22 protein-coding genes are annotated in these 22,604 nt (G+C 58.6%); 14 read left to right on the forward strand and 8 right to left on the reverse strand.

The features are described from left to right. The first annotated feature begins 17 nt into the window (after window positions 1-17). The gene (locus RBB82_RS04945) at window positions 18-311 is read left to right on the forward strand and encodes a hypothetical protein (RefSeq protein ID WP_433974010.1); all 294 of its coding nucleotides are present in this window, start codon (window positions 18-20) and stop codon (window positions 309-311) included. A gap of 32 nt (window positions 312-343) precedes the next feature. On the opposite strand, the gene RBB82_RS04950 is transcribed toward RBB82_RS04945, so the two are convergent. The 4 genes from RBB82_RS04950 to RBB82_RS04965 form a co-directional block, all read right to left on the reverse strand. Continuing rightward, a complete protein-coding gene (locus RBB82_RS04950; protein WP_433974011.1) occupies window positions 344-1,837 on the reverse strand; it encodes a hemolysin family protein in 1,494 nt (497 codons plus the stop codon). Next, on the reverse strand, window positions 1,834-2,460 hold the full coding sequence (ybeY, locus tag RBB82_RS04955) for an rRNA maturation RNase YbeY (protein ID WP_433974012.1): 627 nt from the start codon (window positions 2,458-2,460) through the stop codon (window positions 1,834-1,836). Before ybeY ends, RBB82_RS04950 begins: the two co-directional genes overlap by 4 nt. Then, the gene (locus tag RBB82_RS04960) at window positions 2,457-3,542 is read right to left on the reverse strand and encodes a glycoside hydrolase family 16 protein (RefSeq protein WP_433974013.1); all 1,086 of its coding nucleotides are present in this window, start codon (window positions 3,540-3,542) and stop codon (window positions 2,457-2,459) included. Before RBB82_RS04960 ends, ybeY begins: the two co-directional genes overlap by 4 nt. A 77-nt stretch (window positions 3,543-3,619) precedes the next feature. Next, window positions 3,620-4,657 (reverse strand): PhoH family protein, encoded by a 1,038-nt coding sequence (locus RBB82_RS04965; RefSeq protein ID WP_433974014.1) that lies wholly within the window; start codon window positions 4,655-4,657, stop codon window positions 3,620-3,622. 483 nt (window positions 4,658-5,140) lie between these two features. Here RBB82_RS04965 and rpsT point away from each other — a divergent pair, with 483 nt between their 5' ends. Together rpsT and RBB82_RS04975 are read left to right on the forward strand one after the other, a co-directional pair. Beyond that, window positions 5,141-5,419, forward strand: a complete 279-nt coding sequence (rpsT, locus tag RBB82_RS04970; RefSeq protein ID WP_433974015.1) for a 30S ribosomal protein S20 — start codon at window positions 5,141-5,143, stop codon at window positions 5,417-5,419. 400 nt (window positions 5,420-5,819) lie between these two features. After that, window positions 5,820-6,014, forward strand: coding sequence for a hypothetical protein (locus RBB82_RS04975; RefSeq protein ID WP_433974016.1), 195 nt, complete (start codon window positions 5,820-5,822; stop codon window positions 6,012-6,014). On the opposite strand, the gene RBB82_RS04980 is transcribed toward RBB82_RS04975, so the two are convergent. Beyond that, the gene (locus tag RBB82_RS04980) at window positions 5,967-7,712 is read right to left on the reverse strand and encodes a hypothetical protein (RefSeq protein WP_433974017.1); all 1,746 of its coding nucleotides are present in this window, start codon (window positions 7,710-7,712) and stop codon (window positions 5,967-5,969) included. The genes RBB82_RS04975 and RBB82_RS04980 overlap by 48 nt on opposite strands. A gap of 184 nt (window positions 7,713-7,896) precedes the next feature. On the opposite strand from RBB82_RS04980, the gene RBB82_RS04985 reads away from it, so the two are divergent. Further along, complete coding sequence (locus RBB82_RS04985) at window positions 7,897-10,014, forward strand: M13 family metallopeptidase (RefSeq protein WP_433974018.1); 2,118 nt, start codon at window positions 7,897-7,899, stop codon at window positions 10,012-10,014. Between the two features lie 109 nt (window positions 10,015-10,123). After that, entirely contained in the window at window positions 10,124-11,038 is a 915-nt protein-coding gene (locus RBB82_RS04990) for a DMT family transporter (protein ID WP_433974019.1), read from the forward strand. 132 nt (window positions 11,039-11,170) lie between these two features. Here RBB82_RS04990 and RBB82_RS04995 read toward each other — a convergent pair whose 3' ends face one another. Next, window positions 11,171-12,520, reverse strand: coding sequence for an MATE family efflux transporter (locus RBB82_RS04995; protein WP_433974020.1), 1,350 nt, complete (start codon window positions 12,518-12,520; stop codon window positions 11,171-11,173). A gap of 433 nt (window positions 12,521-12,953) precedes the next feature. On the opposite strand from RBB82_RS04995, the gene RBB82_RS05000 reads away from it, so the two are divergent. Continuing rightward, window positions 12,954-13,298: an STAS domain-containing protein gene (locus RBB82_RS05000; RefSeq protein WP_433974021.1), complete on the forward strand. Its 345-nt coding sequence runs from the start codon at window positions 12,954-12,956 to the stop codon at window positions 13,296-13,298. Between the two features lie 176 nt (window positions 13,299-13,474). On the opposite strand, the gene RBB82_RS05005 is transcribed toward RBB82_RS05000, so the two are convergent. After that, on the reverse strand, window positions 13,475-14,731 hold the full coding sequence (locus tag RBB82_RS05005; protein ID WP_433974022.1) for a threonine synthase: 1,257 nt from the start codon (window positions 14,729-14,731) through the stop codon (window positions 13,475-13,477). 148 nt (window positions 14,732-14,879) lie between these two features. Next, entirely contained in the window at window positions 14,880-15,230 is a 351-nt protein-coding gene (locus RBB82_RS05010) for a hypothetical protein (RefSeq protein WP_433974023.1), read from the reverse strand. Window positions 15,231-15,376: 146 nt separating this feature from the next. Here RBB82_RS05010 and RBB82_RS05015 point away from each other — a divergent pair, with 146 nt between their 5' ends. The 8 genes from RBB82_RS05015 (at window position 15,377) to asd (ending at window position 22,596) form a co-directional block, all read left to right on the forward strand. Beyond that, window positions 15,377-16,360: an HAD-IIB family hydrolase gene (locus tag RBB82_RS05015; RefSeq protein WP_433974024.1), complete on the forward strand. Its 984-nt coding sequence runs from the start codon at window positions 15,377-15,379 to the stop codon at window positions 16,358-16,360. Between the two features lie 56 nt (window positions 16,361-16,416). Then, window positions 16,417-17,124: a lytic transglycosylase domain-containing protein gene (locus RBB82_RS05020; RefSeq protein WP_433974025.1), complete on the forward strand. Its 708-nt coding sequence runs from the start codon at window positions 16,417-16,419 to the stop codon at window positions 17,122-17,124. Between the two features lie 38 nt (window positions 17,125-17,162). Next, complete coding sequence (locus RBB82_RS05025) at window positions 17,163-18,215, forward strand: lysylphosphatidylglycerol synthase transmembrane domain-containing protein (protein ID WP_433974026.1); 1,053 nt, start codon at window positions 17,163-17,165, stop codon at window positions 18,213-18,215. 157 nt (window positions 18,216-18,372) lie between these two features. Next, entirely contained in the window at window positions 18,373-18,852 is a 480-nt protein-coding gene (gene nrdR / locus RBB82_RS05030; protein WP_433974027.1) for a transcriptional regulator NrdR, read from the forward strand. Between the two features lie 163 nt (window positions 18,853-19,015). After that, window positions 19,016-20,062, forward strand: a complete 1,047-nt coding sequence (locus RBB82_RS05035; protein ID WP_433974028.1) for an isocitrate/isopropylmalate dehydrogenase family protein — start codon at window positions 19,016-19,018, stop codon at window positions 20,060-20,062. Between the two features lie 60 nt (window positions 20,063-20,122). Beyond that, entirely contained in the window at window positions 20,123-20,923 is an 801-nt protein-coding gene (locus RBB82_RS05040; RefSeq protein WP_433974029.1) for a beta-sandwich domain-containing protein, read from the forward strand. Window positions 20,924-20,947: 24 nt separating this feature from the next. Continuing rightward, window positions 20,948-21,319 carry a hypothetical protein gene (locus RBB82_RS05045; protein WP_433974030.1) on the forward strand — a complete coding sequence of 124 codons (372 nt, stop codon included), beginning with the start codon at window positions 20,948-20,950 and terminating at the stop codon, window positions 21,317-21,319. A gap of 146 nt (window positions 21,320-21,465) precedes the next feature. Next, on the forward strand, window positions 21,466-22,596 hold the full coding sequence (gene asd, locus RBB82_RS05050; protein ID WP_433974031.1) for an aspartate-semialdehyde dehydrogenase: 1,131 nt from the start codon (window positions 21,466-21,468) through the stop codon (window positions 22,594-22,596). Window positions 22,597-22,604: the final 8 nt, after the last annotated feature.

Here is a 22,604-nt window from a genome sequence, read left to right on the forward strand (position 1 = left end):
CTCCGCTTCGCTGCGGAATGACAACCAAAAAAGTAGGCAACGACAACCGCAACGACAACTGCAACCGCAACGGCAACGGCTACTGCAACGGCAACGGCAACTGCAACGGCAACTGCAACTGCAACTTCAACAGCAACAGCAACTGCAACTGCACCTGCACCTGCAACTGCAACTGCAACTGCAACTGCAACGAAAAAACAAGACGACAGCAGATTCGTTCGCTGCGCTGCGGAATGACAACCAAAAAGGCGGGCCACGACAACTGCAACAGCAACGACAAATGCGGGGGTTCTTCGCTTCGCTCAGAATGACAAGTTTTTCGGTGGCTCGGAGGAGTGACAGATCAGGCGGCGGCGGGGTGGGTTAGGCTGACGCGGATGCGGTCGATGCGGCGGTCGGTGCTGGCGAGGACTTCGAGGCGGAGGCCGTCTTCTTCGACAACTTCGCCGGGGAGGGGGATGTGGCCGGCGATCTCGGAGACGAGGCCGCCGAGGGTGGTGGATTCGTAGTGCTCGGGCAGGCGGAGTGCGGTGGGGTCGTCTCGGGTGTCGCGGATGTCCCGGGTGTCGCGAGGGTCGACTAGTTCGAGGTCTTCCCTGCCCCCTTTTTCGCCGCGATCATAGGTGGCTTCGGCTGACTCAGTCTCTTCATCGTCTTCAGAGTCGTGGAATTCGCCGTCTTCAGCCGGACGCGTTCCGCGGGGGTTGGGATCAAACTGGTCGGCGAAGAGGTCGCGGAGGCGGGAGAGTTCGAAGGAGCCGGAGACGACGTAGGCGCCGTTGGGTTCGCGGATGGGTTCGTCGTCGGCTTCAGGTTCGTCGTGCTCATCGGCGATGTTGCCAACGATGGCTTCGAGGAGGTCTTCGATGGTGACGAGGCCGGCGACGCTGCCGTACTCGTCGATGACGATGCGCATGTGCTGCTTTTCGCGCTGCATCTCGCGGAGGAGTTCGGCTACTTTTTTAGTCTCGGGGACGAAGGCGGCGGTGCGTTGGATCTGGGAGACAGTGAGGACAGTGGCCTCGGCGTCGAGAACTTTGAGGAGATCGCGGGCGAAGGCGATGCCTGTGACGTGATCGAGTGAACCGGAGAAGACGGGGACGCGGGAGAAAGCGTGCTCGTTGATGACGTCGGTGAACTCGCGCAGGGTGAGGGTGCCGGGGACGCTGAAGATCTCGGGGCGCGGAGTCATGACCTCGAGGACGATCTTGTCGCCGAACTCGACGGCGGAGCGGACGAGCTCGCGGTCGGACTCTTCGAGGATTCCCTCTTCTTCGCCAGCTTCGAGGAGCGCGTCCATGGCTTCGGAGGGGTGGTCTTCTTCTTCAGCGTCTTCCGGCTCTGCGAGTGCAGCGATGGAGAGCAACAGGCCGAGCAGGAGGGTGACCGGCAGGATGAGGTAGAAGAGCACCTGCAGGATGGGGCGGATGCGATTGATCCAAAGGCCGCGAGTGCGGGAGAAGAGGAGCTGTGGGATGAGGCGGTCAAAGATCAGGATGAGGAGAATGAGTTCGAAGATGGCGCGAATGACCTCGCCGGTGGTTGGAGTACGGGCGAGGGTGGGGACGAGGCTGGTGTGGGTGTAGAGGCGAAGGCCAGAGAGGAGGGCGAGCGTGGCCAGGGTGAGTTGGCGGAGGACAGAGGCAGAGAGGGCGATGGATTCGCGACCGAGGCGGAGGCGGGGCTCGACGACGCGCTCCCATGAGTCGATGTTGTCCTGGTACTCGCGGGCGAGGAACTTGCCCATCTCGGAGTAGATGCGGTCGACGTAGGCTGCCAGGGCGAGGATGGCCAGCAGGATGATGAGCACGACGGTGTAGGCGAAGGCGGGGGTCATTTTGCGCCTCGCTTGATTTTTGTTTTTGCGCTTTTAGCTTTCGTGGTGGTTCGAGCAGAATGCGGGGGGCTCTCCACTGCGGCGGCAAAAGACGCCGCCCTCGGTCGAGATGACGATTTTGTGGGGGCGGACGAAGATGTGGTTGTCGAGCGCGATGGCGATTTTCGCGGGAGTGATGCTGTTCGCTCGATGAGAGTGTTGGAGAGTTTGAGCTTGCTGCGGAGTTCGGATTCGCGGGAGGCCATCTCTCCGTTGTCTGTCTCGTGGTCGAGACCGGAGAGGTGGAGGAGACCGTGGAGGAGCAGGATTCGCACCTCGTCGCGTAGTGGGTGGCCGTAGTTGTCGGCCTGACGGGCTGCGGTTTCGAGCGAGATGGCAAGGTCTCCTGCGTGCGCGGGTTGGCCCTTGATGGGTGGCGGCGCGGGGAAGCTGAGGACGTCGGTTGGTTTATTTTTGCCGCGGAAGGATTTGTTGAGACGCCGCAGGGTTGAGTCGTCTGACAACAAGACTTCGACTTCACCTCGGAGGCCGACGGCGAGACGAGCCCGGTTGAGGAAGCTGGTCAGGCCGGAGCGAGACAGGCTCTCTTCGAGGTTCGACGTGGTTGGCTCGATGGTGATCATTGGATTGGCTTCGATTCGTGGCCGGTGGAGGTTGACTCCGCGACTTCGGGTGTTTTGGAGGCCGGCGGAATCACACGGCTGGGAGAGGAGAACGGTCGTCCTTTGGACGATGTCCACATCTCAGAGTCGAGATATGGGGCACCCGGATCTGAGGGGATGCTCTGCATCTTTGCGTGTTGGATTGGCTTCGGGCTGCTGGCCGGTTGGTAGACGCGGACGTAGTCTACGAGCATTTGCTGGGGAAAGGTGGTGGTTTCGTCGGGATTGCCAGGCCACCCGCCGCCTACGGCCAGGTTGAGGATGATGAAGAAGGGGTGGTCGAAGGCCCAGTGCGCGCCTGCGGGGAGATCGGCTGGGGTGCGGTGCGCGATGAGGTGGTCGTCGAAGAAGAATTTAATGTCGTTTGGTGCCCACTCGACTGCGTAGAGATGGAAGCCGTCGGTGACGGACTCGCCGGCGGGAAGGGGAAACTTTGCGGGGATGGCGTGGTTGCCGCTGTAACCGGGGCCATGGAGGGTGCTGTAGATGGTTGCCGGGTCGCCGATGTTTTCGATGATGTCGATCTCGCCGGATTTAGGCCACGGGTTGATGTCAATATCGCTCCCAAGAAGCCAGAATGCCGGCCAGATACCTTTGCCGGTGGGAAGCTGCATACGGGCTTCGAAGCGTCCATAGGGCTGGGCGAAGTGGTCTTTGGTGAAGATGCGGGCAGAGGTGTAAGGCTGAGGGATGCCGTCGGGGCCGGTGTGGTTTTCTTTCAGGGCCGTGATGATGAGGCGGCCGTCCTGCTGGTGGGCGTTGACGGGACGGTTGGTGTAGGACTCGAGCTCGTGGTTACCGAAGCCGTTGCCGCTGACGACGAAGTTCCACTTGCCGGGGTCGGGGGAGGAGCCGTTGGGGCCGTTGAACTCGTCGCTCCAGGTAAGGCGCCAGTTGGGGTTCGGGGTTGTTGGGGATTGGGCGCTGCAGGTGATTCCGGCTGCGAGGAGGAGTGCGAGGCAGGCGCGGGTGAAGGTGCGCGTCCAGAAGTACTGGCGGGGCGCGGGGTTGGAGATAGTACTTGGAGGTTCCGTGGTGATCATCGTAAGAGAGCAAGTGCTCAATATCAACAGGGGGCTGGATTCGCCCCCTGTGATTGATTATCGCAGATTGGTTGAATTTATTGGGGTTTTGGTATGGGTTTGGCCGTTGGGGCGAGGTTTGGGTCGGGCAGGGCGGCCTCGCCGATGGGGAGCGGAAGCTGCTGCTGGGCCTTGCCGTAGCTGTCGTAGGCTCGGACGATGCGCTGGACGAGCTGATGGCGGACGACGTCGACGTCTTCAAAGTGGCAGAAGCGAATGCCTTCGACGCCGTCGAGGACGTGGAGGGCTTCGAGGAGGCCGGACTTTTTGGGGTTGGGCAGGTCGGTCTGGGTGAGGTCGCCGGTGATGACGGCCTTGGAGTTGTTGCCGAGGCGGGTGACGAACATCTTCATCTGTTCCATCGTGGTGTTTTGGGCTTCGTCCATGATGATGAAGGCGTCGGAGAGGGTGCGGCCACGCATGAAGGCGAGTGGGGCGACCTCGATGACGTTGGACTCGAGGAGCTTGTCGACCTTGATGGGGTCGAGGAGATCGTAGAGGGCGTCGTAGAGGGGTCGGAGGTAGGGGTCTACTTTTTCCTGGAGGGAGCCGGGGAGGAAGCCGAGGCGTTCGCCGGCTTCGACTGCGGGACGGACCAGGATGATGCGGCTGACTTTTTTGGCCATGAGGGCGGAGACGGCCATAGCGACGGCGAGGTAGGTTTTACCGGTGCCGGCGGGACCGAGGCCGAAGGTCATGTCGGACTGTTCGATGGCTTCGACGTACTTACGCTGGTTGGGCGAGCGAGGCTGAACCATGCGTTTGACGCCGGCGGAGCGCTGTTTGCCTGCTTCGACGAGGGATTTTAGGGTAGTGGCGGGGTCGGCGACGACGAGTTTGAGCATGCCGTGGAGTTCGCCGTTGTGCAGATTGATGCCGGATTTGCGGAGGGTGTCGAAGTCGATGAAGACTTGTTCGACGCGTGCAACGTTGGTGGCTTCGCCGGTAACGTGGATAGCGTCGGAGCGGAGATCGATCGTGACGTTGAGTTTGTCCTCGAGGATGCGGAGGTTTTCGTCGTGGGTCCCGTACAGGGGCTCAATGCCAGGCGTGATTTCCAGGGATTTTTTGATCAATTAGTGTGCTGACCTCCGTCAGGGGGAGCTGGGTTAAATGCTGGGCCGGTTGACATGGGAGATTTGTATGGAGTTTTGTGGGGATGGAGCGGGCACTGGCTGGTGGCGCATTCGCTGCGCCCTTTGGCTGCGACCGGATTGGCTGGAAGTGCCAAGCGAGTGTCGAAGATGGCTGAAGAGTAGAACGTGGTCTGGCCGGCGTCAAGGGGTAATTGATGAATTGATCTTGAATGGGAGCCGGGATGGAGTCGTGGGCGAATCATAGTCGCTGCTAGTGAGATGCTCGGAAAGGCCTGGAGGACGTGATTTTAGTCGGGAAACCGGTTGACCGGAGGGCTGGAGTTCCGTAGACTTAGATATTGCAGGGAGTGCGGCAGGCTACTTTATCGCCGCTCAAGGCTGTGACTGGAAAGCAGAGTCGGCTGGCCTTGAGTCTGCATCCCATTTTCCCCTACAAATGTACGGGTTGAGAGAAGAGAGTTTATGGCAAATCATGTTTCGTCGTTGAAGCGCGCACGTCAGACCGTTGCAAAGACTGCGGTAAACCGCTCGAACAAGAGCAAGCTGCGCGGAACGCTGCGCCAACTGCGTGAGGCGATCGCCAAGGGCGACCATGCCGCCGCAACCACCCAGTATCGCGAGACTGCATCGATTCTCGACAAGAGCGTGCAGAAGGGCGTTCTGCATAAGAACACCGCGAGCCGCTACAAGAGCCGTTTGAACGCTCGTGTGAAGGCTGTTGCGACGAAGAAAGCTGCTTAGTTTTCGGTTGTTGCGCTTAGGTTTCGGCGCATAGAGCGCTGATAACAGCAGACTCCCCTCCGGGAGGGCGAGAAAAGCAAAATCTTTTATGAGGCTGGCTGCGGGAGACCGCGGCTGGCCTTTTTCTTTGCATTGTGTGTGGGTGAGTGCTGCTCTTTGCAGATTTCAGCAAAAGACAACAGCAAAAGCAAAATACGGGGGTCTCTCCGCTGCGTCGCGCGATGAGACCGCGCGACTTCGGTCGAGATGACCGATTTTGTGGGTGCTTGTAGAACAAAGGTGACTGCAGCGGCAAGGGCAACGGCAACGGCAACAGCAACGGCAACGGCAACGGCAACAGCAACAGCAACAGCAACAGCAACGGCAACGGCAACAGCAGATTCCTCCGCTTCGCTGCGGAATGACAACCAAAAAGGCAGACAACAGCAACAGCAACAGCAACGACAATGGCAGCGGCAAGGACAACGGCAACTGCAAGGACAACGGCAACAACGACAGCATCGGTAACAACAAAGACTACGGCAACCACATGGGAAGAAGAGGGACCTTATTGCGGGGTGTCTTTGGGATGGTTGGAGCTTGTGGGTTTGTCTGACAGTTTGTCTGTTGGGAGGGTGTAGAGGGTGGGGGGCTTGCGGTGGACTTCGGGGTCTGCGTCGCCGGACGCCTGAGCAGCGGTGCGGGAGACTTGGCTCGGGTTGCCGGAAGACTGGTCCGTGCCAGAAGGTTGTGCGGGAGCCTGATCGGGATGTTCGGATTGCTCGGCTGTGGTCTCATCTAGATCGTTGGAGGTTGGGGCGTTGCGGGTCCCCGGTTGGGAGGTCTGCCCGGGGGAGTTAGGGGCTGCATTGCTTGCGGCGGTAGGGCTGACGACGGCGTTGTCTGGCTGCGCCTCGGGTTGAACGGTGGAATCAGCCTCTTCGGAGGATGGCGTGGGCCTATCTGCGAAGTGGATGGGAAGATCGGTCTCGGCAGGGGCTGAGTTCTGTGCGAGCTTGACGGCAGTTTGATCTTTCTCACTAAGGGGCGGCAGGCGGTAGATTTCGATGGCGCCGGCGTGGACGAGGGCGAGAGAGAGTCCGTCGGGTGACAACGTGAAGTTCTGACCTGCGCGCTCGACCGGAGAGCACTCGGCATGGAGGAGTTGCTTGCCGGTGTCGGTCTGGTAGACCACTACGCTTTGAGCGCCGACTTCGTCGGAGCTAATGGGTTGGTCGGGTACAGCGGATCCGCGCAGGAGGATGCGGCTGAAGGCGAAGCGTCCGCTTGAAGGGGCATAGACCAAGGACGGCGCAAAGTAGTCGCCGAAGATACCCTGCTCCCACATCTCCTGGCCGCGCATGTTGAAGCCTCCAAAGGACTGGATGGTTTTGCCGTTGCGGCAGCCGAAGGCGATGAACTCACTGTGACTGACGAAGATGGGAGATGGAGGGCAGGTGGAGTCGAAGGGAGCGAGTTCATCGACCTTGCCGGAGTAAGAGTGGAAGTCGAAGGCGTAGTGGCTGCGACCCTGATCGACGATGGCGAGATAACCAGCAGTGGTGGCGGGGATACTTCCTGTTCTTCTTGCGACGACGGCACCAGCGTCCTTGGGTGTGATCACTGCCGCCGCATCTGTCATGTGGAGACGATAGAAGTTAATCTGCACGTTGGTCGGCTGTTCCAACTGAGCCCGCTCGGGCGGATTTGGGCCGAAGAGATTTGGCTTCGCCTTCGGTTTGGGTGGAGTTTGTTTGACCGTTTCGATGGTGAGAAGGTCAGCATCGGGGGTGAGGTGGATGGCGGCGATGCGACGATCTACGGTAACCAGAAACGGCGTCTCGGCGAAGGGCTCACCGGTGGACAGGTTTGCCATGGGGGCGAAGGTAGTGAGGGAGTCGCGGACGCGGAGAAGGAAGTGACCGTGGCCGAGTGCCCAGAGGTATTGGCCGTGGTCGTGCGTACGCCATGTGGTGCGGGCGAGGACATGGCCCGAGGGTATCTCCAGAAGGACGGCGTCGATGGCGCGATCCTGATCGTCCTCGGGTTCGTCGACCAGGCGCCTGAGAAGGTGGCGCGCGCTGAAGGTGAGGAGGAGGTGCTGGTCGTCGACATAGTGCAGCGTGAGCATGGAGCTGCCGGCGAGCATGAACTGCGTGGACTGAGGTTGAAAGCCGAGACTTTCTAGTGGGATACGCAGAGGCGGTTCAGGGCCACGGGCCGCATAAACCGGAGTTGCCGCCAGGAGAAGAAGCACGGCCATGACCGAGAGGCGTCGGCACAGCATCGGGATGGATTGCTTGGGAACCGGCATGGCAGCGGGCGCGTATCCCTAGATAACCGGGAGTGCGTCAGGAGTATGTTTTCACAGACGCACGAACGGTGCCAACGTTTGCACGCTGTTGGTCACGCAAATGAACGCGTTGGTCACGCAAATAATGGCCGGTGTTGGGTTAGTGATACAAAGGCTGGATAGATTTCTCGCAAAGGAAGATCTCATGTTGAACAGACGGAAGTTAGCAATGTCAGGCAGAATCATGGGCCGGACTCGATTGAGTGTAGCGATTGCTCTGGCAGCGACATGCGCTTGGAACATAGGAGGCGCACAACAGATAAAGCTGGCAAGCGACACCGGCAAGGGCGCCGAGGTTTACGTTCCGATTCCGGGATTCGATCCGACCTCTTTGGATAAGACCGCCGATCCTTGCAACGACTTTTACAAGTTTGCCTGTGGAAAGTTTGCGGCGAACCATCCGATTCCAGCCGATCAGCCGGGGGTGGACCAGTTTTACGCACTATTTAACGTCAACACGCAGGCGCTGAATGGAATTTTGAATAAGGCAGCCGCCGGAGGCTCGGAACGTTCTGCCGATGAGCAGAAGATCGGTGACTACTACAAAGCCTGTATGGATACCGATGCGATTGAAGCGAAGGGAGTGGCTCCGGTTGAACCGCTCTTGAATGAGATTGACGCAGTGAAGAACAAAGAGCAGTTGGCGGCGCTGGCTGGAAAGTTGCAACGAGTTGGCATCAATGTGTTCTTCGGCTATGGGGAACAGCAGGACTTCAAGGACGCGAGCAAACAGATTGCGAGCGTGAGTCAGGGTGGGCTGGGACTGCCAGAGAAAGACTACTACCTGCGTACGGGCGCGAAGGATATAGAAATCCGTGAGCAGTATGTTGCGCACGTTGCGAAGATGCTGGAGTTGGCGGGAAGCTCACCCGATAAGGCGAAGAAGGATGCACAGGCGATCATGGCGTTCGAGACTGCGCTGGCCAACGCTTCGATGGGTGTGACTGAGATGCGGGATCCGGAGAAGATCTACCACCTGCAGCCGATTGCGACCTTCGAGGCGACGCTGCCAGGTATGGATTTCGGGGCGTTTCAAGATGCGATCCATTCGCCGCGTGTGAGCGAGATCAACAATGCAACGCCGGCGTTCTTCCCTGCTCTGACGAAAGAGGTCCATGCGACCGATCTGGAGACGCTGAAGGCATATATGCGGTACCAGGTCTTGACGACCTCGGCTGGGCGTTTGCCAAAACGGTTCGATGCGGAGAACTTTGATTTCTACGGACGCAAGCTGGAGGGGCAGCCACAACAGGCTCCGCGATGGAAGCGCTGCTCGAATTCGGTGAATGGTGCGCTGGGTGAGGCGCTTGGCAAGGTTTACGTCGAGCAGTATTTTTCAGGAGACAGCAAGGCGAAGATGGTTCAGATGGTCGGTGACATCGAAGCTGCGATGGGACGCGATATCGACCAACTCGAATGGATGTCGCCAGAGACTAAGGTACGGGCGAAGGAGAAGCTGCACGAGGTTGCGAACAAGATCGGGTATCCGGATAAATTTCGCGACTACTCGAAGCTGGAGATCAAGCCGGACGATGCGCTGGGTGATGCTCGGCGTGCAGATGCGTTTGAGAATGATCGCGAGTTGAACAAGATCGGCAAGCCGGTAGACCACACCGAGTGGGGGATGGCTCCGCCGGAGGTGAATGCTTATTACAACCCGAGCATGAACGACATCAACTTCCCTGCTGGAATTTTGCAGCCTTCGTTCTACGACCCGAAGCAGGATGATGCGGTGAACTATGGTCATATCGGCGCCGTCATTGGCCATGAGCTGACGCATGGGTTCGATGATGAAGGAAAGAAGTTCGATGGCAAAGGCAATCTGAGCGACTGGTGGACGGCTGACGACACGAAGAAGTTTGAGGCTCGAACCGACTGCCTGGTAAATGAGTATGGCAGCTTTGTTGCAGTCGATGACGTAAAGGTCAACGGGAAGCTGACGCTGGGAGAGAACACTGCCGACAATGGTGGCTTGCTGCTGGCTTATATGGCTTATCTTGATCGCGCGAAGAAGGAAGGGGTCGATCTCGCTGCGCAGAAGGATGGATATACGGCGACGCAGCGGTTCTACATTGGCTACGCGCAGAATTATTGCGAGAACTCGCGGCCGGAGCAGGTGCGAAACCAGGTGTTGACCGATCCGCATTCGCCGGATCACTTCCGTGCGAATGGCGCGATTGTGAATCAGCCAGGATTCGCGGAGGCTTTCGGGTGCAAGAAGGGTTCGCCGATGGTGCCTGTGAATAGCTGTCGCGTCTGGTAAGAGGCTGCGATTCACTTTTCGTCTTTTGAGTAGAAACTGCGGGAGAGAAGGCTTGAGCTTTCTCTCCTGTTGTTTTGGTGTGGCCTCTCGAGTATGCGAGAGTGAAGGTATGGCCAATTTAGAGAAGAGACGAGCGCTGGGGTTTGGAGCGTGTGCGCTGGCCAGCTCGCTATGGGGGTGTGGGTTTTTCTTTGGCAAGATTGCGCTGGCGGAGATGGGCTTTGCGCATATGGTGCTGTATCGGTTTCTGTTTGCGATCGTGGTTTTGTTGCCGCTGCTGGTGACGCATCGTCCGGGGCTGAATCGTAAGGAGTGGGGGTTGCTGCTGGTCGCTTCGTTTCTTGGGGTGCCGCTGCAGTTTTTGATTCAGTTTTATGCGCTGTCGATTACGACGGTGAGCCATGCTTCGCTGATGGTGGGAACGATGCCGGTGATTCTGGCAGTGGGGGCTGCGGTGTTTGCGCATGAGCGGATGGATTGGGTGGGTTGGGTTGCGCTGGCGGGGTCGACGAGCGGGGCGGCGCTGATTGCGCTTGGTGGGCATGCGAAGGGCGGAGCGACGCTGGCGGGAGATGCGCTGGTGGTGGTTTCGCTGATGATTGCGTTGTTCTGGATACTTTTTAATAAGCAGTTGATGGGGCGGCACTCGCATATTGTGGTGACTGCGTATGGGTTGGCGCTTGGGACTGCGATGCTGATGATCTGGGTTCCGGTACGGTATGGATTGCCCCCGGTGCATGGAGTTTCGGTGAAGGCGTGGCTGGCGCTGGCGGGGAGTGGGGTGTTGTGTACGGCGACGACTACTCTGCTTTGGAACTGGGGGATGACGCAGGTTCCGGCTTCGCAGGCTGGAGTGCTGTTGAATATGGAGCCGCTGATTGGGAGTTTGCTTGGTGTGCTGGTTTTGGGGGAGCGGTTAGGGCCTAGCGCCTGGGTTGGTGGTGGGCTGATTCTTGCTTCGGCGATTACTTTGACGACGCGGTCGAAGACCAGGGTTCGGGAGGATATTATTCTGGCCGGTTGACGTTCGCTGGATCTGAGTGGGCTGTATTGGCCCTGTGAGCGAAATGCGGGGGTTCTTCGCTGCGCTCAGAATGACAGCTTTTTGAGGTTTGAGCTGCGAGAGATGTCTCGGTCTCCCGGGAGAGTTTGAGAGCTAGTGTGTGGTGGTCAGCTCCTGGGTTTGGGTGGATAGCTTTTTGGTGGTGTGTCTCCAGATGAGGGAGAGGGTGATGCCTGCGACGATGAGACCGGCGCAGAGGCCAAGCCAGAGGCCGACGGCTCCGTAGTGGAGGCGGAAGCCGAAGAGGTAGCCGATGGGAAGACCGATGATCCAGTAACCGACGATCTGAACGATGAGGCCGGCGTGGGTGTTGCCGGCGCCACGGAGCGCTCCGGTGGCGGTGATCTGGAGGCCGTCGAAGAACTGGAAGATGGCGGCGACGAAGAGGAGCGGGATGGTGGCGGCGATAACGGCGCTGTCTTCGGTGAAGCTGGCGGCTATAGCGTGGGGGAATAGAAGCAGGACGGCAGAGAAGACGGCCATTGCTCCGGCTCCCAATAGGATTGCGGCCCACCCGGCGGAGGCGGCGTCGGTGGGGACTTTGCGGCCGATGGCCTGACCTACGCGGACCGCTGCTGCGGCGGAGATGGCGAAGGGCACCATGAAGGTGAGGCTGGCGCAGTTGAGGGCGATCTCGTGTCCGGCAAGTGGGAGACGGCCCATGACGCCGATGAGGAAGGTGACCATGCCGAAGATGGAGATTTCGACGAAGATCTGTCCGCCTGCGGGTGCTCCGAGAAGCGCGAGACGGCGAAGGCGGTTTGGCTCGAAGTGATGGGCCATGCTGCGGAGGCCGTATTGGTGGCGTCGCTCGATGCGCCACAGGGCGATGACCATGAAGAGGGCGAGATAGCAACGAGAGATTGCGGTGGAGAGGCCTGATCCGGTGACGCCGAGCGCGGGGATGTGGATAGCGCCCCAAGTGTGTCCGTAGATGAGGAGCCAGTTGCCAACTACGTTGATGAGGTTCGCAGTGACGAGGGCGAGAGCGATGGGACGGACGTGGTTGAAGGCCTGCAGGTAGCGGCGGAGGGTGAAGTAGAGGAAGAGCGCAGGGGTGCCGTAGTTGAGCGCGGCGAGGAAGGAGATGGAGCCGTTGAGGACTGTGCGGTCGATGGGCAGGCGGACCATCAGGATGGGAGCGGCGACGATGATGAGGATGAGGACGAGGGCGAGTCCAGCGGCGAGGATGAGGCCGTGGAGGAGCCAGCGGTTGGCTTCGTCGAATCGGCCTGCACCGTGGGATTGAGAGAGATGGGTGTCGAGGCCGAGGAGGATGCCTGCGATGCCGAAGGCGATGGTGTTGTAGAGGACCTGACCGAGAGCAGCGGAGGAGATGGCCAGGGCTGGATTAGCCGTGTGTCCGACCATGATGGTGTCCACGATGCCCATCGCCATCCAGCCGAGTTCGGCGAGGATGAGCGGGAGTGCAAGCGTGAGCACGGGTCGAATTTGCTGGCGGACGGACATATCGAGCCTAGGGGGTACCCCCCCCGGGTGGGTGTAGTTAAGCTGCTTCGTTTCAATCACATACGATTTAAGGCAACTGCAAAATAGTCATTCCAGATGGCTTACAGGTAAAAATGTGATTCTTATAGGGTTAGACGGTGCTGGAAAGAGAACCACCCGTAGTTCTGGTTCTTCGATCTCCATTCTTAGTATATCTGGTGACGCATAACTAATACGCCACGCGATTTCGCAGGACTGGCGCGGGTTTTGTCTCATCTGGGGCTTGACAACTTTTTGGACGGGGCCAGTTGAGGTCTTCTTCGATCCAATTTTTGCTGCGTTGTCATCTGGCCTGAGAGCTATCAACGGGCGTTAGATTCACGCGCTTGTAATACTTGCCGATTCTGGCTTCCATACACTTTGAATCATGCTTGATGATCCTTTGGTACATACCTATGCTGCTGGAAAGAAAGACGGCACAACGATCCTGAAGTTGGTGGGACCGTTGACACTGTCGACCATATTTGGATTTCAGAATGAGTTTCGCACTACGACGCCGCAGGTGATGATCGTCGATCTGAGCGAGTCGCCTTACATGGATTCGGCCGGGCTGGGGTTGCTGATGAACTACTACGTGTCAGCGGAGCATCACGGCAGAAAGCTGTTGCTGGCGGGAGTGAATCATCGCATCGCCGCAATGCTTGAGATGACCAAGGTGCATACCGTTCTCAAGACCTTTGACACGGTCGAGGACGCTGAGGCGAGTTTGTAACTAGTAGTCATCTGATCGTGACGGAGAAGTCGAACTATAGAGTGAGTAAAGTACCTGTCCGCCCTCTTACCCTGTAGTGTCCGGTAGTCGGGATCTGGGCCTGCGCGAATGTGGCAGTGCTTAGGCACATGACGAAAATGGCCTTGAGACGAAGAGACACAAGTACTCCCTGAGTGCTATTGAGGGGTGATGATACCGCCTACGGGCATGCTCTTCGGGAGCGCGCCGGGGCGCTTGAGGTGCATGGCGTCGGCGGTCATGTCGGTGTACTTGAGGCCTGCGCCGGTGTTGAAGAGGACGACTTTGTCGGTGGGCTTGAGTTCGCCTGTGGCGATGAGGGAGTCGTAGGCTGCGGTGGCGGCTGCGCCTTCGGGTGAGAGGAAGATGCCTTCGTGCTTGGCGTAGTCGAGGATGCTGTTGAGGATCTCTTCGTCGGAGAAGGCGAGGGCTTTGCCGCCGGATTGGCGGACGATGTCGAGGATAATGGCGTCGCCGTAGGGCTTGGGGACACGGAGACCAGCGGCGAAGGTGGCGGCGTTCTGGAAGAACTCGCTTGCGGGCTTCCCTTCTTCGAAGGCTTTGGCAACGGGGGCGCAGCCGGAGGCCTGGAGGGCGTACATCTTCGGGCGCTTGCCGCTGACCCAGCCTAGTTGCTCCATCTCGTCGAAGGCCTTCCACATGCCGATGAGGCCTACGCCGCCGCCGGTGGGATAGAAGACTGCGTCGGGGTACTGCCAGCCTAGCTGTTCGACCAGTTCGTAGCCCATGGTCTTTTTGCCTTCGACTCTGTAGGGCTCCTTGAGCGTGGATATGTCGAACCAGACTTCGCTGGCAGGAAGGTTGGCGTCGCGCTGGGCTTTGATGTTTTCGCCGACCATGCGGGCGCAGTCGGAGATGAGGCCGTCGACCATGGTGACATCGGCACCGTAGATGATGCCTTCGAGGTAGTTAGCGAAGGGGACATCTTGCGGCATGAAGATGTGTGCGGCGATGTCGGCGGCGGCTGCGTAGGCGGCGAGTGCTCCGGCCGCGTTGCCTGCGGAGGGGACGGCGAGGTGCTGTAGGCCGTAGTGTTTCGCCATGGTGACGGCGAGGCCTAGGCCGCGAGCCTTGAAGGTGCCGGTGGGGTTGGCTCCCTCTTCCTTGATGTAGAGGCCGGGGTAGCGCTTGCTGTGAAGCATGGGCGTCCAGCCCTCGCCGAGGGTGACGGGGGTGGCGTCGGGCAGGACGCTCGCGTAGCGCCACATACCGAGACTTGCAGGGCTGGCTGCGGCCCGGGCGGCGATGTCTTCACGCTTCGCGGTGTGCTTGAGCTTGTCCATGTCGTAGCGGACGTATAGAGAGCCGGCGCAGAGGGGGCAAAGCGTCTGTGGTGTGTCGGCGGAGACGTGGTGCTGGCAGCGAGAGCATTCGAGCGACGCTATGGCGGGCATATATTAGATGTTACCGAAATTTCTGTGCGCAAGACGTTACGCATACGCACCTGAGTTTAGACATAGTTTGGTCGTTAACGAGTTTATCAGCTGGTCAGCGCCTCTGCTAACCAGGGCATGGGCTCAAAATATTGTGTGATTGAGGGTGTCAATGACGCTGGAGCCAGCGTCGCGATGAGAAGTCCGTGAAGATGCTGGCCGCCAGCAGGGTGAGGCTAATGGTGAAGGCGCTGACGACCCAACTGAGTTCCATTCGGCCCTTGAGCATGAATCGATCCAGCAAAGCCAGGACAAGGACCAGCACGGCTGCCTCGGCGAAGAAGGAGGAGCAGCGCGGGGCGGCGATGCAGATCAGATCGAATAGAGGGGACGGCTTCTTCTGGGGCGGGACTCCGCCTGTGGATGAAACCAGCGCAATTCGGTTTGAGGGCGGAGGGGAAGCTGGAATTTGCTGCGGTGAGGCGCTCCGGAAGGAGCTTAGTACATTTTTGTGAAACATAAACAAGCCTTTGTGGTGCCTGTTAGTAGTGTGGCTGGATGGCGCGTTAAAGTCGAGTGAATTTCCGGTAAATGCAAGATACTAAGCTTCTTATGGATATCTATGCAGTGCGAATGAGAGAATATGCAAGGAAATTGAGGTCGGGAATGCGTTTAGTTGCGGTGGATATGGATGGAACGCTGATGGGGTCGGACGGGCGCGTCAGCGGGAGAAACCTGGCGGCGATGAAGGCGGCAGAGTTGGCGGGTGTGCAGGTTGTGGTGGCGACTGGGCGGCGGCATTGCTATGCGATGAGGGTGCTTCGCGGGCTCGGGTTGCGGGAGGAAGATGCACTGATCAGCTCGAATGGGACGGTGACGCGGACCATTGGAGCGAAGCTACTGGACCGGACGTTGTTGCCGCTGGAGACGGCACGGTGGTTGTGCAGCCATATCGATGAATTTCGCAATGCGTTGGTGGTGACCTTCGATAAGGTGGGGGCGGATGGGGAGGATGCGCGGGGGGCGCTTGTGGTGGAGGACCTGGCGGAGTTGAACGCGAGCATTGGTAAGTGGATGGTCGCCAATGAGCCGTATATCGAACGGGTGGTGCCGATTGAGAGGGCGTTGGAGGGTGAGGCGCCGATTCAGATGATGCTGTGTGGGACGGTGGAGCGGATGCGGAGAGCGGAGGCTCGGCTGCTGGAACATCCTGGAGTGTCGGCTGTGGGGGTGACACCGTTGCGAAAGGACGAGGTGCGGCGGTTGGAGAATCTGGGCCTGGCGGAGGGTGGGATTACACCGCAGGAACGCGCTTCGGTGGTGGAGGCTGCGCTGCATCGGACGGAGTATCCAGAGCGGGATTTGAGCATTGTGGATATATTGCCGGCGGGATGCAGCAAAGGGTCGGCTCTGTTGCGCCTGGCCGAGGGTCGTGGCGTGAAGGCAGAGGAGATTCTCGCTATCGGAGATAACTGGAATGACGTTTCGATGCTTGAAGTTGCGGGGCGGGCGGTGCTGATGGGGAATGCTCCGGACGATTTAAAGACCGTGGCAGCGGAACGGGGTTGGGTGGTTGGACTACGGCATGACGAGGATGGTGTGGCAGCGGCGATTGAGGCGGTGTTGAACGGTCCGCGAGTGACACGATAGTGGGAGATTTAGCAGGGTCGATGACTGGTTGGGGGTGGTAGGCTTTAAGAGTGGCTATGTGTTTTAAAACGCTTGCGTTGGGGGCCGTGTTGATGGCTGCGATGTGTCCGCTGACACATGCGGCTGAGCATGTGACGCTGAAGAACGGGTTTGAGCTGGATTGCGCGCGGCGTGAGGTGGTAGGGGATAAGGTCAGGCTCTATCTGATTGAAAAGGGTGGTGCTGCTGCAGATTCGAATTACCTGGAGGTTGCGGCGGATTCGGTGGTTCGGGTTGAGACTGTCGCCGATGTGCCGGAGCCGGTGGTTGCGCAGAAGATTCAGGGGCCGGTGACGATCATGACCGCGCCGACCAAGGAAGAGATGCACGAGATGCTGGCTAACGCTGGCGAGGCGCACCACATCGATGAGGATCTGCTGGCTAGTGTTGTGCGTGCCGAGAGCGGCGGTCAGGTGAGGGCGGTTTCGCGGACCGGGGCGCAGGGCCTGATGCAGTTGATGCCGGGAACGGCGAATGCGATGGGTGTTCAGGATGCGTTCCAGCCGCAGCAGAATATTGCAGGCGGGACGGCGTATCTGGATAGTTTGCTGACGCGGTATCACGACAATGTGGCGTTGGCGCTGGCTGCCTATAATGCGGGGCCGGGTGCGGTGGATAAATATCATGGGGTGCCACCGTATCGCGAGACGCGGGAGTATGTGGCTCGTGTGATTCGCGAGTTCAACCGGCGCAAACAGATGGCGCTGGTGGCGCAGGCGAAGTAGGATGATCGCTCGCGAGTGACACGCGAAGAGAGAGAACAATGACAAAGCGCAATGCAATTTTGTGGTCGGTGGGCGTGGTTGCGCTTGTCGTATTAGTGTTTGTGTTTCGGAGCAAAGTCAATTTTGACTGGGCGATGTTCTGGCAACAACTGCGGTATGTGAGCGTTGGGCATATCGTTGCTGGTATTGTGCTGATTTATGTTACATATTGGGTTCGGGCGGTGCGGTGGGCGGTATTTGTCTCGCCGACAAAGAAAGTGTCGGCCGCTTCCCTGCTGGGGTCGCAGTTTATTGGGTTTACGGCAGTGGCGCTGTTTGGACGGCTGGCGGATTTCACGCGGCCTTATCTGATTGCTCGGCGAGTTAATCTGTCTCTGAGTTCGCAGGTGGCGGTGTGGACGATTGAGCGGATGTTCGATCTGGGTGCAGCGGCTGTGATCTTTTCGGGGGCGCTGGCGTTTACTCCTCGAGGCCTGCCGAACCACCATGTTTTTGTAAAGGCGGGTGAGTTGAGCATGGGATTGACGCTCGCGATCGCTATCTTTGCAGGTGCGGTGCGCGTGGCGGGCGGAGCTGTGGCGGGTTTTGCACGGGGGACGGTGGGGTTGGTTTCGAAGTCTGCAGGGGAGAGTATCGCGACGAAGATACTTGGGTTTCGCGATGGCTTGAATGCACTTTCGTCGGCGAGGGACTTTGGTGTGGTGACGCTGCTGTCGCTCGCGATGTGGGGGATGATCGGATTTGCCTACCTGGAGACAGCGCATGCGTTTGTGCATACACCGGAGCTTGCGGGGGTGACTTTCTCGCGGACGATGCTGCTGATGGCGGCTAGTATCGGGGGCTCGTTGCTGCAGCTTCCAATCATTGGATGGTTTACGCAGATTGCGATTACTGCTGCGGCAATGCGTACATTTTATGGTGCACCGATTGAGGCTGCGACAGCTTGTGGGGCGATGCTGTTGGTGGTGACGTTTTTATGCATCATTCCGGCAGGATTGATTTATTCGCGAGTGGAGCATGTGAGTTTGAAGAAAGTTGCTGAGGAGAGCGAGGCAGCGGGGGCGGCTGTTGTTGCGGAGGATTTGGGGTAGTTCTTTCTACTGCCTCTTGTCCTGCCGGACGGGCCCACTGCGCGTGGAGCGGCCACTTCGCGGCGTGTGTACCTTTTTCTGCGTGAGGTGATTTGTTTTGGCCCTCCCGTTGGTCGGAGAGACGCTTCCTGTGCGCTGATAGAATCGACTTATTCCGATGAAGTGCCCCTACTGTGGTTTTGCCCAGGACCGAGTTGTCGATTCACGCGAGAGTAAAGACGCGGATTCGATTCGCCGGCGACGGGAGTGCGAAGGCTGTAACAAGCGATTTACGACGTATGAGCGGATCGACGAGATCCCGTACATGGTGGTGAAAAAAGATGGACGGCGAGAGAAGTTCGACCGGCAGAAGGTGCTGAGTGGGTTGCTGCATGCTTGCGAAAAACGGCCGGTAGCCGCGGTGAAGCTGGAGCAGATTGTCGATGAGACCGAGGCCTATGTGGTCGATTCACCGGAGCGGGAGCGGACGACGAACGAGGTCGGCGAACTGATCATGTCGCGACTGAAGGACATCGATACGGTGGCTTATATACGATTTGCAAGCGTGTATCGGGATTTCAAGGATGTTCGCGAGTTCAAGGAAGAGTTGGAAGAGTTGTCGAAACGGAAGAGACCCCAAGAAATTGACAAAGAATGAGGCTGACCGCAGTTAGTACGGATATTAAAGAAGAAGCAGCGGCAAAGACAAAATACGGGGGTCTCTCCACTGCGCAACAGACGATGAGACCGTCTGCCGCTCCGGTCGAGATGACACCGTTCTGATGGGGATTTTTTTAACTTTACAGAAAAGGTGGTAGTGGATGACGGCAGCAAAGAAGACGCACAGGATTACGTTGATTCCGGGTGATGGGATTGGGCCGGAGGTCTCTGGCGCGGTGGTGAAGATATTGGAAGCGGCGGGTGCGGCGACCGGAGTGGCGTTCGATTGGCATCCGTATGACGCCGGTGCGACGGCGTTTGAAAAGACGGGCGAGTATATCCCGAAGGCTTTATATGACTCGATCGAGAAGAACAAGGTGGCGCTGAAGGGGCCGGTGACTACCCCGGTTGGTGGTGGTTTTGCTTCGATCAACGTGACGCTGCGGAAGAACTTCGAACTGTTTGCGAACTTCAGGCCGGTGAAGAGCCTGCCGGGATTGAAGACGAACTATCCGAACATCGATCTGGTGATTGTGCGCGAGAACATGGAGGATCTGTACGCTGGTCTCGAGCACGAGGTGGTGCCAGGAGTGGTGCAGGCGCTGAAGATTATTACGGAGAAGGGTTCGACGCGGATTGCGAAGTTTGCGTTCGATTACGCGCGGAAGCATGGACGCAAGAAGATTCATGCGATTCATAAAGCGAACATCATGAAGCTGTCGGATGGTCTGTTTTTGAAGTGCTGCCGGAAGGTTGGGGAGGGTTTTCCCGAGGTGGCGTATCACGAGCACATCGTGGATAACACCTGCATGCAGTTGGTGATGAATCCGTATCAGTACGATATTTTGCTGACTGAAAATCTGTACGGGGATATTCTGAGCGATCTTTGCAGCGCGTTTGTAGGCGGGCTTGGATTGGTGCCGGGAGCGAATCTGGGGACCGAGTGCGCGATCTTCGAGGCGGTACATGGATCGGCGCCTGATATCGCCGGGAAAGATATGGCGAATCCTACTGCGCTGTTGCAGAGCGCGGTGCTGATGCTGCATCACATCGATGAGCCAGCAGCGGCTGAGCGAGTGCAGGCTGCTTTAGAGCAGGTGTATCGCGAGGGGAAGACGCTGACGAAGGACGTTGGCGGCACGAGCGGCACCAAGGCTTTTGCTGATGCGATCGTGCAGGCGATGGAAGCTCCGGTGACAGCGGCTTAGTCTGCGGTGTCGTCTTCAATGGTTGCTGTTCTCAAGAATTAATTTGTCGAGCGAGGTAGCATGAGGCGGATTTGCGGTTGGTTGTTTGCAGTGGCGGTTGCTGGCAGCGCGTTGAACGGATGTAAATCCGGCGATTCGGTGAAGCAGCACAATGACGGGAGCGCCTCAACTCCTTCTTCTCCTGCGCCTTCGAGTGTGCCGCTCGATCCGGCGACGCTTGGAGCAGTGAGTGGGACGATTCACTTTGCCGGGAAGGCTCCGGAGAAGGTGAAGATCGATATGAGCATGGACCCGGTGTGCTCGATGACGGGAGCTGACAACTTTGCCGAGCAGTATGCGGTGAAGGATGGCAAGCTGGGGAATGTTTACGTGTACATCAAGAGTGGCCCTCCGGCTGCAATGCTGTCGGGCGGGCCGACGCCTGCGCCGGTGGTACTGGACCAGACAGGATGCAAGTATGGGCCGCATGTGATTGCCGTGGTGCGGGGCGGGGCGGTTGAGTTCAGAAACTCGGACTCGACGATGCATAACATTCACACGATGCCGACGGTGGTGGGGAGTCAGCCGATCGATATATCGCAAGGGCCGAAGGGTACGCCACAGGTGAAGCAGTTCAACCAGCCGGAGGTGATGATTCCGGTGCGGTGCAACAATCATCCCTGGATGAATGCGTTTATCAATGTGTCGGCTACGCCGTTTTTTGCCGTGACGGATGCGGACGGACACTTTACGATTAGCGGATTGCCGGCAGGGACTTATACTTTGGCGGCGGTACACGAGAAGATGGGCGAGCAGACGATGACGCTGAAAGTCGAGCCGAAGGGAACGGCTAAGGCAGACTTCAGTTTCAGCGCAAAGTAGTGATTCCAAGACGGCGGAGGCAGAATGATTGCAGGCTTTGCAGTGTTAGCGGCGATGATGCAGCATACGGCGCAGTTCACAGTTGATTTAGCCTACGTTGTTCATGCACTGCCGCTTTGGTTTCTGGTGTTTGCTCTGTTTTTGCCTCGCCTGGCGATGGTCGTGGCTTGGTTTCAGGGTTTGTTGGGGCCGTTTCACTTCGATCTGACGCCGCCTCACTTTCAGGGCGTGGTTCCTCTGCTCTTCTGGCTGCTGCTGCCGAGAGTGCTGGTGCTGTATCTGATTTATCAGGACCAGGGGGTTCACTTCTGGTTTCTGCTGCATCTGTTGGTGGCGCTGCTGGTGTGGGCGGGCGGTGGGCACCGGATGACTCGGCGGCGACGGCGGGATAACTAGGTAGCGTCCTGCCGGGCGGGCCCACTTCGCTGGGGTGGTCACTTCGTGACTTGTAAACCTTGTTTTGGTTGGGGCAATTGCTCGGCGCTGCACTGCTCTGCTTTTGGGTGAGTGACGGTGCTCGGTCCGCGAGTTATTCTTAGAGGATGGAACGACGCAGGGTTGGCATTCTTGGCGCGACCGGAATGGTCGGGCAGCGATTCATTCAACTTTTGAGCAATCACCCATGGTTCGAGATTGCGTGGCTGGCGGCGAGCGATCGCAGTGCCGGGAAGACGTATGCCGAGGCGTGTAAGTGGAAGCTGGACACTCCCCTGCCTGCGCGGATTGCCGCGATGACGCTGCAGCCGAATGTTCCAGAGGGCTCGGCGATTGAGTTGCCGAAGATTATCTTTGCTGCGCTGGATGCAGAAATCGCGCGGGAGCTTGAACCGAAGTTTGCTGCGGCAGGGTGTGCGGTGATCTCGAATTCGAGCGCGTTTCGGATGACGGCGGATGTACCGCTGGTGGTGCCGGAGGTGAACGCAGATCATCTTGCGCTGATCGAGACGCAGGCTTCGCGGAAGGAGAATGGCGGGCGTGGTGGATATATCGTCACGAATCCAAACTGCAGCGCGATTGGGCTGGTGCTGGCGTTGAAGCCGCTGGAAGAGCGATTTGGGATTGAGGGTTTGTTTGTTTCGACGATGCAGGCGGTCAGCGGTGCAGGGTATCCGGGAGTGGCTTCGTTGGACATTCTCGGGAACGTGGTGCCGTTCATCAAGAACGAAGAAGAGAAGCTGCAGGAAGAAGTTGGTAAGCTGCTGGGCCAGTTGGGCGGCAACAGGATTGAGCTTCTGGATGCGAAGGTCAGCGCGCATTGCAACCGAGTTGCGGTAGAGGATGGTCATACGGAGTGCGTGAGCATCAAGTTGAAGAAGAAGGCGACACGCGAGGAGATTCTCGCGGCGTGGAGTGAGTTTTTGCCGCTCGAGGGGCAGCACCTGCCGACGGCGCCGGAGCAGCCGGTGGAGTATGACGCTGGCGTGGACCGGCCGCAACCTCGTCTGGACAGGATGCGAGGACGCGGGATGGCAGCGACGGTGGGGCGGCTGCGCGAGTGCACGTTGCTGGACTGGAAGTTTGTGGTGCTGTCGCACAATACGATTCGTGGCGCGGCAGGGGCGGCGGTGTTGAACGCTGAGGTGCTGGCGCTGTTGGGCAAGTTGGATAAGTTGGGGGTGCCGGTGAAAGCTAACACAGGGGAACAGCTCAAGGCTGCGGCGGTGACGGCTTGAGTGTAGTG

The sequence above is a fragment of the Tunturiibacter lichenicola genome (assembly GCF_051013355.1).
Taxonomy (GTDB): Bacteria; Acidobacteriota; Terriglobia; order Terriglobales; family Acidobacteriaceae; genus Edaphobacter; species Edaphobacter lichenicola_F.

Bases quoted from the DNA above. Each gene is read 5' to 3' on its own strand.
- RBB82_RS05025 (WP_433974026.1), top strand. From the start codon at position 17,163: ATGACAAAGCGCAATGCAATTTTGTGGTCGGTGGGCGTGGTTGCGCTT.
- RBB82_RS04945 (WP_433974010.1), top strand. From the start codon at position 18: ATGACAACCAAAAAAGTAGGCAACGACAACCGCAACGACAACTGCAAC.
- rpsT (WP_433974015.1), top strand. From the start codon at position 5,141: ATGGCAAATCATGTTTCGTCGTTGAAGCGCGCACGTCAGACCGTTGCA.
- RBB82_RS04980 (WP_433974017.1), bottom strand. From the start codon at position 7,712: ATGCCGGTTCCCAAGCAATCCATCCCGATGCTGTGCCGACGCCTCTCG.
- RBB82_RS04950 (WP_433974011.1), bottom strand. From the start codon at position 1,837: ATGACCCCCGCCTTCGCCTACACCGTCGTGCTCATCATCCTGCTGGCC.
- nrdR (WP_433974027.1), top strand. From the start codon at position 18,373: ATGAAGTGCCCCTACTGTGGTTTTGCCCAGGACCGAGTTGTCGATTCA.
- RBB82_RS04985 (WP_433974018.1), top strand. From the start codon at position 7,897: ATGTTGAACAGACGGAAGTTAGCAATGTCAGGCAGAATCATGGGCCGG.
- RBB82_RS05040 (WP_433974029.1), top strand. From the start codon at position 20,123: ATGAGGCGGATTTGCGGTTGGTTGTTTGCAGTGGCGGTTGCTGGCAGC.
- RBB82_RS04990 (WP_433974019.1), top strand. From the start codon at position 10,124: ATGGCCAATTTAGAGAAGAGACGAGCGCTGGGGTTTGGAGCGTGTGCG.
- RBB82_RS04975 (WP_433974016.1), top strand. From the start codon at position 5,820: ATGACAACCAAAAAGGCAGACAACAGCAACAGCAACAGCAACGACAAT.
- RBB82_RS05045 (WP_433974030.1), top strand. From the start codon at position 20,948: ATGATTGCAGGCTTTGCAGTGTTAGCGGCGATGATGCAGCATACGGCG.
- ybeY (WP_433974012.1), bottom strand. From the start codon at position 2,460: ATGATCACCATCGAGCCAACCACGTCGAACCTCGAAGAGAGCCTGTCT.
- RBB82_RS05010 (WP_433974023.1), bottom strand. From the start codon at position 15,230: ATGTTTCACAAAAATGTACTAAGCTCCTTCCGGAGCGCCTCACCGCAG.
- RBB82_RS05005 (WP_433974022.1), bottom strand. From the start codon at position 14,731: ATGCCCGCCATAGCGTCGCTCGAATGCTCTCGCTGCCAGCACCACGTC.
- RBB82_RS05020 (WP_433974025.1), top strand. From the start codon at position 16,417: ATGTGTTTTAAAACGCTTGCGTTGGGGGCCGTGTTGATGGCTGCGATG.
- RBB82_RS04960 (WP_433974013.1), bottom strand. From the start codon at position 3,542: ATGATCACCACGGAACCTCCAAGTACTATCTCCAACCCCGCGCCCCGC.
- RBB82_RS05015 (WP_433974024.1), top strand. From the start codon at position 15,377: ATGCGTTTAGTTGCGGTGGATATGGATGGAACGCTGATGGGGTCGGAC.
- asd (WP_433974031.1), top strand. From the start codon at position 21,466: ATGGAACGACGCAGGGTTGGCATTCTTGGCGCGACCGGAATGGTCGGG.
- RBB82_RS05035 (WP_433974028.1), top strand. From the start codon at position 19,016: ATGACGGCAGCAAAGAAGACGCACAGGATTACGTTGATTCCGGGTGAT.
- RBB82_RS05000 (WP_433974021.1), top strand. From the start codon at position 12,954: ATGCTTGATGATCCTTTGGTACATACCTATGCTGCTGGAAAGAAAGAC.